At 69.4% G+C, this 7,133-nt stretch carries 10 protein-coding genes; 6 read left to right on the plus strand and 4 right to left on the minus strand.

The window, feature by feature from the left end; translation table 11 throughout:
- The 6 genes from gspI to Q7V15_RS02035 all read left to right on the plus strand — a co-directional run.
- On the plus strand, positions 1–339 hold a 339-nt coding region (gspI, locus tag Q7V15_RS02010; protein ID WP_304753411.1), incomplete at its 5' end, for a type II secretion system minor pseudopilin GspI.
- Positions 336–917, plus strand: coding sequence for a type II secretion system minor pseudopilin GspJ (gene gspJ / locus Q7V15_RS02015; RefSeq protein ID WP_304753413.1), 582 nt, complete (start codon positions 336–338; stop codon positions 915–917). The genes gspI and gspJ, both read left to right, overlap by 4 nt.
- Positions 914–1,894 (plus strand): type II secretion system minor pseudopilin GspK, encoded by a 981-nt coding sequence (gene gspK / locus Q7V15_RS02020; RefSeq protein ID WP_304753414.1) that lies wholly within the window; start codon positions 914–916, stop codon positions 1,892–1,894. Before gspJ ends, gspK begins: the two co-directional genes overlap by 4 nt.
- Complete coding sequence (gene gspL / locus Q7V15_RS02025) at positions 1,891–3,027, plus strand: type II secretion system protein GspL (protein WP_304753416.1); 1,137 nt, start codon at positions 1,891–1,893, stop codon at positions 3,025–3,027. Before gspK ends, gspL begins: the two co-directional genes overlap by 4 nt.
- Positions 3,024–3,494 (plus strand): type II secretion system protein GspM, encoded by a 471-nt coding sequence (gene gspM, locus Q7V15_RS02030; RefSeq protein ID WP_304753418.1) that lies wholly within the window; start codon positions 3,024–3,026, stop codon positions 3,492–3,494. Before gspL ends, gspM begins: the two co-directional genes overlap by 4 nt.
- A complete protein-coding gene (locus tag Q7V15_RS02035) occupies positions 3,491–4,219 on the plus strand; it encodes a type II secretion system protein N (protein ID WP_304753419.1) in 729 nt (242 codons plus the stop codon). The genes gspM and Q7V15_RS02035 overlap by 4 nt, the downstream gene beginning before the upstream one ends.
- Positions 4,220–4,232: 13 nt before the next feature.
- On the opposite strand, the gene Q7V15_RS02040 is transcribed toward Q7V15_RS02035, so the two are convergent.
- The 4 genes from Q7V15_RS02040 to Q7V15_RS02055 form a co-directional block, all read right to left on the minus strand.
- Positions 4,233–4,988: an A24 family peptidase gene (locus Q7V15_RS02040; protein ID WP_304753421.1), complete on the minus strand. Its 756-nt coding sequence runs from the start codon at positions 4,986–4,988 to the stop codon at positions 4,233–4,235.
- Between the two features lie 39 nt (positions 4,989–5,027).
- A complete protein-coding gene (locus Q7V15_RS02045; RefSeq protein ID WP_304753423.1) occupies positions 5,028–6,062 on the minus strand; it encodes a substrate-binding domain-containing protein in 1,035 nt (344 codons plus the stop codon).
- A 278-nt stretch (positions 6,063–6,340) separates the two neighbouring features.
- Complete coding sequence (locus Q7V15_RS02050; RefSeq protein ID WP_304753425.1) at positions 6,341–6,583, minus strand: DUF4170 domain-containing protein; 243 nt, start codon at positions 6,581–6,583, stop codon at positions 6,341–6,343.
- Between the two features lie 19 nt (positions 6,584–6,602).
- The coding region (locus Q7V15_RS02055) for an inositol monophosphatase family protein (RefSeq protein ID WP_304753427.1) at positions 6,603–7,133 on the minus strand (531 nt) is incomplete at its 5' end.

The following is a 7,133-nucleotide window of genomic DNA, read 5'->3' on the forward strand; positions in this document are numbered from 1 at the left end:
ACCCTGATCGAGCTGCTGGTCGCCCTGGCGGTCTTCAGCCTGGTGGTGCTCGCCCTGCTGAACCTGGCGGGGGAAAATACGCGCACCGCCCAGCTGCTGCAGACGCGCACCCTGGCGGCGATGGTGGCGGAGAACGCCGCCGTCGAGGCCCTGATCTCGCCGGAGCCCCCGGCCCTGGGCGCTGGCGAAGGAGAGGTGCGGCTCGGGGACCAGGACTGGATCTGGCGGCGGATGGTGACGCCGGTCGACCAGGGCATGCTGCGGATCGATGTCCAGGTCTCCAGCGTCTCTGAGCCGCGCCCTGTGGCCGAGGTCACGGTGTTCCGGGGGGGCGCATGAAGGGCTTCACCCTGGTGGAGATGCTGGTGGCCCTGCTGGTCTTCAGCCTGCTTTCGGCCGCTGGCGTCGCCGTGCTGGGCTTCGCCGCCGACAACCGCGCCGTGGTCCGCGAGCGGATGGACGCGATCGCCGCCCTGCAGAGCGCGCGCGCCCTGATCAAGACCGACCTGGAACAGATCGCCCATCGCCGCACCCGCGCCGATGGCGGCGCGCCGGGACGCAGCCTGTCGGGCGGAGAGACCGCAGCCGCGCCAAGTCTGGCCTTCACCCGGCGGGGCTGGGATAATCCCGACGCCGCCCCACGGGCCTCAATGCAGCATGTTGAGTACCGCCTGGTGGAGGACCGGCTGGAGCGCCGGGTCCGCGCGGCCCTGGACGGCGCAGCCCTTGGCCCGCCGCAGGTGCTGCTCCGGGGTGTCAGGGCGCTGAAGGTCGACTTCTACGCCCGCGGGGTCTGGACGCCGGCCTGGGCGCCCAGCGCCGATCGGCCCCTGCCTCAGGCGATCCGATTGCAAATCGACCATGCAGAGTTTGGTGAGGTGACCCAGCTGGTGCTCCTGCCGGATGGCGGCGCATGAGCCGGCGGGCCGACCAGTTCTCAGAGCGGGGCGTGGCGCTGCTGACCGTGCTGCTGCTGGTCGCCGTGCTGGCGACCCTGGCCTCGGTGGTGCTGGATGACATCCGTTTTGGTCTGCGACGCGCGGCCAACGCCCAAGCCGTGGGCCAGGCCCGTTGGTACGCCCTGGGCGCCGAGACCCTCGCCGCCGGACAGATCGGCGCCCTGGCCCGCGCGGCCGACCGGATCACCCTGGACGGGGGCTGGTCTGACCGCCCCTTCAGCTTCCCGGTGGAGAACGGCCTGATCCAGAGCCGCATCACCGATGGGGCGGCCTGCTTCAACCTGAACAGCGTCGTTCAGGGGGCGGGCGATGTGCTGAGCCGTCGTGATCTGGGGGTGGCCCAGTTCAACGCCCTGCTCACGGCCCTGACCTTCGCGCCCCGTGAGGCCGAGATGCTGGCGGCGGCCCTCACCGACTGGATCGACAGCGACGGGGTCCGCGAGAGCGGCGGCGCCGAGGATGAGGCCTATCTCGCCGGCACGCCCGCCTACCGGACCGGGGGCACGCTGCTGGCCGAGGTCAGCGAGCTTCGGGCCATCCGCGGCTTCACGCCGGGGGTCTATGTCCGCCTGCGGCCCTATGTGTGCGCCCTGCCCACCACTGATCTCTCGCCGATCAATGTGAACACCCTGACGTCGGACAAGGCGGTCCTGATCACCATGCTCACCGAGGGCGCCGTGGCGCCTGAGCTCGCCCGCCGTGTGATCGCGGCGCGTCCGGTGGGCGGCTGGAGCGTTGAGGACTTCTGGCGTCAGCCGGCCCTGGTCGAGCACATTCCCGCCGACCCCAGCCAGGTCAAGGCGACCACCCGCTTCTTCACCCTGCAGACCCAGGTGGACTATCTCGACGCTGAGGTGGTCGCCAGCGGCCTGTTCGAGGTCGATCCCTCCGGTCAGGTTCGCCTGGCCGCTCGCCGATGGACATACGACGAATGAACCGAACCCGCATCGTCATCGCCGGCGCCGCGCCCGACGCCGAACCGACCTATCTGATCCTCGATGAACTGGGCTCGGTGGTCGGCAGCGGCATCCTGCAGGTGCAGGAGCCGTCCGCTCTTACCCCCATGCGCACGGTTCTGGTGATCCCAGGGGCGGATGTTCTGGTTCGCTGGGCGCCCATCAAGGCGGCTTCGGAGGCCCAGGCCCGGGGCGCGGCCCTTGCGCAGCTGGAAGATCAGATGACCAGCGCGGCCGGCGTCCATGTGGCCCTCGGTCCCCAGGAGGCCGACGGGCAGCGTCTGGTGGTGGCGCTCAGCGGGGCGCGGATGCAGGCCTGGCTCGATCATGCCGCCCTGCACGGGGTCTCGCCGGTCCTGGTGATTCCCGACTGTTTAGCCCTGCCCGAACCGCCCTCCGACCCCCTCGACAATCCGGAGGGGCCCCCGGTGATCATCACGGCCGAATTCGGTCCCCTGATCGCCGTGCGTGGCCAGCGACTGGCCTTCACCGGCGAGCCTGACCTGGTGACGACCATTGTCGGCGCACGGCCCGCTACGGCGCTGGCGGGACCCGCCCTGGAACGCGCCATGGCCAATATGGCCGCCAGCCCCGCAATCAATCTGCTGCAAGGCGCTTTCGATCCGGATCGTCGAGAACCCCTGGGTCGGCGAGATCTGCGACGGGCCGCGATCCTGGCGGCGGTTCTGCTGGTCAGTCCGCTGATCCTGTGGGCCGCCCAGGCCGGCGCCGACCATGTCCGCGCCCGCCAGGCCGAGGCCCGGGCTGAGGCCAAGGTCGCCGCCCTGCTTGCTGAGGGCGAAACGATCACCGACCCGGCGGTTCAGGCTCAGGCGCGTCTGGACGCCCTGGCCCTGGTCGCCGGCGGCGGGGCCAGCGGTCTGGCGGCTCAACTGTTCGCCGCCGTCGAGCCCATGGATCAGGTCCAGGTGGAGAGCCTGATCATCATGCCGGACGGCGCAGCTCGGGCCGCGCTCAGCCATGCGGCCTATGCCGATGGGGAGAGTCTGGCCCAGGCCCTACAGGCCGCGGGCCTGACCGTGCGGGTGGAGGGTTCGCGGGAAGAGAGCGGCCGGGTGATCAGCGACGTCATTCTAGGAGCACGGCCATGATGGATTGGTGGACGACGCGCAGCCGGCGCGAACAGATGCTCCTGGGCGCCCTCGGCGGACTTCTGCTGCTCTTCGTCTTTTGGTTCGGCCTGGCCGCGCCCCTGCGCGGCGCGTCGAAGGACGCTCAGTCGCATCTGGCCCGAGCCCTGGCCGACGAGGCGGTGGTCGACGCCGCAGCGGCCGAAATCGCGCGCCTGGGCGAGGCGGCCGCGCCCCGCGGTCGTGGCGCGCCAGTGGAGCGTCTGGTCGCCCAAACCGCTGAGGCCGCTGGCCTGGAGATCATTCGGATCGAGGCCGGAGAAGGGGGAACGGTGCAGGCTGTGGTCATGGGCCCGAGCACGGCTGTCCTGCCCTGGATCGCCCAGTTGCAGGCCGAGCACGCCATCGCCGCCCGCCACCTCACCCTCCTGAAGGGGGAGGTCGGCCAACTGGACGTGGACGCGACCTTCGCAGGCGTCGCGCCATGAGGTCGGGACTCGAACTGCGCCTGAGCACTCCCGCCCTTTTCGCGCTCTTTTTCGCCTTCGCCCTGATCCTTGTGCTGGCGACGGCGCCGCTGAGCCTGGTGCTGGCGGGCCGGGCCGCCGGGGCTGGACTCAGCGCCGCGGCAGTCTCCGGCACGGTCTGGCGGGGACAGCTGAGCGATGCGGCCTTCCAAGGGGTCCGGCTCGGCGATGTCTCCCTGCGGATATCGCCCGTCTCCCTGCTGGCCGCGCGGGTGCGTCTGCTCTTTGACAGTGATCCCGCCAGGGGCGCGGTTCGACTGGGGCCACGGCGCATCGAACTGCTGGGTGTGGCCGCAGACCTGCCCCTGGTCGCCCTGGCGCCCGGCGCTGGCCTCGGCGGGCGCCTGGAGTTGAAGGACTTCGACCTCGAATTGCGGGCCAATGAATGCCGCCGCGCTGCGGGTGAGGTGGTCCTGCGTCAACTCAGTCTGGCGGGGCTGGATCTTCCCGGCCTGTCGCTCGCCGGGACCGCCGCCTGCTCGGGCCAGGATCTGATCGTCCCCCTGAGGGGGCAGGCCGAGGGGGTGGATGTCCAGGCTGATCTGCGGGTCAGTCCGGCGGGGGTCTATAGGATGCAACTGATCCTGCGCACCACCCGCCCCGAGGTGGAGGCCGCCCTGAGCGCCGTCGGCTATCAACGCACCCTGCGGGGTTATGAGACCACCCTGGCTGGCCGCCTGCGCTGATCTCGTGCGCCCCCTAGCTGAGGCCCAAGGGGCCGTAGAGCCAGGTCAACCAGGTTCCCGCGGCCAGAAAGACCCCGAAGGGAAGGGGCTGATCCAGCCCTGCAGGGCGTCCGCGCAGGCGTTGCATGAGGACAAAGGCGAGCCCCGAGGCGGCGGCGATCAGCAGGATGCTGGGCAGGGCGATCGCGCCGCACCAGGCGCCCCCTCCGGCCAGCAGATAGGCGTCGCCTCCGCCGAGGCCCTCACGCCCGCGCAGATGCCGATAGGCCAGGGCGAGGAGACTCAGGCCCGCAAAGCCGATCCCGGCGCCAAGGGCGTGATCGAAAAGCAACCCCTGGGCCGCGGCGACGGCCAGTCCGGAAACCAGGAGCGGCAGGGTCAGGGCCCGTGGCAGCCAGAAGTGCTCGGCGTCCAGCAGGGCCAGCAACAGCAGTTGCCAGGCGAGCAGGGCGCCTAAAAAGCCCTCCGCAGACGGATGGACAAGCATCGACCACAGGGCCAGGGCGGGGCAGGCGAGTTCCAGGACCAGATAGCGCGGGGGGATCGGCGCCCCGCAGGTGCGGCAGCGCCCCCGCAGGGCTAGATAGGAGAGGACGGGAACAAGGTCGATCGGACCTAGCCTGCGTTCACAGGCTGGGCAGGCCGACCGGGCAAGGGCCACAGGTCGGCCGTCCGGCAACCGCAGGCTCATCAGGCCAAGGAAGCTTCCGACGAACGGGCCGAGGGCCACGGCGGCGAAGAGCCAGGCCAGGTCGGCTTGCAAATCCATGGCGTCAGGCCGCCGGGGCCGGGGCCCCGGCGATGGACCCTAGTCGGGCCGGCTCATGGTGGTCATGGCCGCCGCGGTAGCCTTCACCGCCTCATGCTCAGGCGGCAGGAGGGGGACCAGGCCCCGGCTCTGCAGATAGCCGCCGCGGCCGGCCGAGGCGTCGGAAACGAATTCGTTCACGAACTCCTGCAAGCCGAGGGTCACGCCCACATGCGCCTTCTTCACATAGATGAAGATGGACCTGGAAAGCGGATAGCTGCCGTCGGCGATGGTCATCACCGTGGGGGCGATCCCATCGATCGACATGCCCTTCACCCTGTCGCCGTTCTCTTCCAGGAAGGAATAGCCGAACACCCCGAGGGAGCCCGGCGTCTTGGTCAGGGTCTGGACGATGGCGTTGTCGTTTTCGCCGGAGTCGACCCAGCCCTCCCGGCGGAGCGGATGGACCATCTGCCGGAACTCATCGACGTTTCGCTCACGCAGGGCGCGAACGCTGGGATAGGCCAGGGCTGAGGCCTCAATTCCCAATTCCACGAAGGCGTCGCGGGTGCCGGAGGTCGGCGGCGGGCCATAGACCAGGATGCGGTTATTCGGCAGGCCCGGACCGATCTCGTTCCAGTTGGTGTAGGGGTTGGGCACGAACTGGCCGCCCCGCAGCACATTGGCGGCGAGCGCCAGATAGAGTTGCGGCAGCCGGAAGGCATAGTCCGGCGCGCCGCGGTCGGCGGCGATGACGATGCCGTCGAACCCGACCTTCAATTCGACGATGTCATTGACCCCATTGGCCGCACAGGTGTCGAACTCCCCGCGGGTCATGGGACGCGAGGCGTTGGCGATGTCGGGGAAGTTGTCGCCGACCCCGCCGCAGAACAGCTTGATCCCGCCGCCGGTGCCGAGGGATTCGACATTCGGGGCCTTCATGCCGGTCTTGCGGCTGTAGTTTTCGGCCACCCGGGTGGTGAACGGGAAGACGGTGGAGGAGCCGGCGGCCCATACATAGTCCCGCGCGGCGTGGGCGTTCCCAGCGCCGCCGAGGAGCGCCAGCGCGGCGCATACGCCCAGAAGCTTCTTCATCGTCTATCTCCGAGTTCGTTCAGCCCGCCATCGGCGTGGCCTCGCCTGCCCTGACGCCAATGGCCTAAGGCGCCGCGACATTGATTTCCAGGGGCGAGCGCATCGTCGCCGGCTCCCGCGACGCCGGAGCCGGCGACAACAGACGCAGAACGTCCGCGCCGCTCTCACACCTGGCAGGTCGCCGCCAGTGTGAACCCTGTGATCTTCGTCGCAGACATTCTGCCCACGGCCGATGACACTTTGCCGACAACCTTGGCGCCTGTTGACCGGAGGTGCGATCAGGCCCCTGGCTTTTCGCCGTCCAGCTGCGGGTCCAGCAGCTTGTGTGCGTGGATGATGAAGTAGCGCATCAGGGCGTTGTCCACCGTGGCCAGGGCCTTGGAGCGCCAGACCGCAAGGGCTTCCTCATAGGTGGCGTAGGCGCCGACGAGGTCGATCTTGGAGGGGTCGCGGAAACGAACATGCTCCACTTCCTCCAGTTCGCCGCCGATGACGATGTGCAAGAGCTGTTTATCGGGCATGGAATCCTCAGATGAGGGCTTAACTTGGAAGGGCGATATGCGAGACGCGCTCCAGGATCAATGGGGCCAATCGCGGCGCCGCGCACAACAGGCTGAGCTGAGCGGGAATCTGGCCATTATAGGCGAAACTCTGGCCTAGATGATCGCCGCAATAGGCGCCGGCCTCCCGGGCCACCAGATCGGCCGCCGCCAGGTCCCAATCGGCCTTGGCGACCAGGGCCAGGGCGGCGTCAAACTGGCCTGAGGCCACCAGGCACATGCGATAGGCGGTGGAGTTGCGCGACTCGACCCGCATCCGTGGCCAGGGCTGGGGCCAGGAGGGGTGATCGAACATCCGCTGGTCCCCAACCATGCCGCAGCCGTCCAGACGCAAGGTGGGCGCTGGCACGATCAGCGAGCCATTCAGCTTGGCCCCGCCGCCGATGATGGCGGTATAGACCTCGCCGACCTGGGGGGCATAGACGACGCCGGCTATGGGCTGGCCGTCCTCGACCACGGCGACCGAGATCACCCACCAGGGCTTGTCCTTCATATAGGCTCGGGTGCCGTC

The sequence above is a fragment of the Phenylobacterium sp. genome (genome assembly GCF_030651755.1).
Taxonomy (GTDB): Bacteria; Pseudomonadota; Alphaproteobacteria; order Caulobacterales; family Caulobacteraceae; genus Phenylobacterium.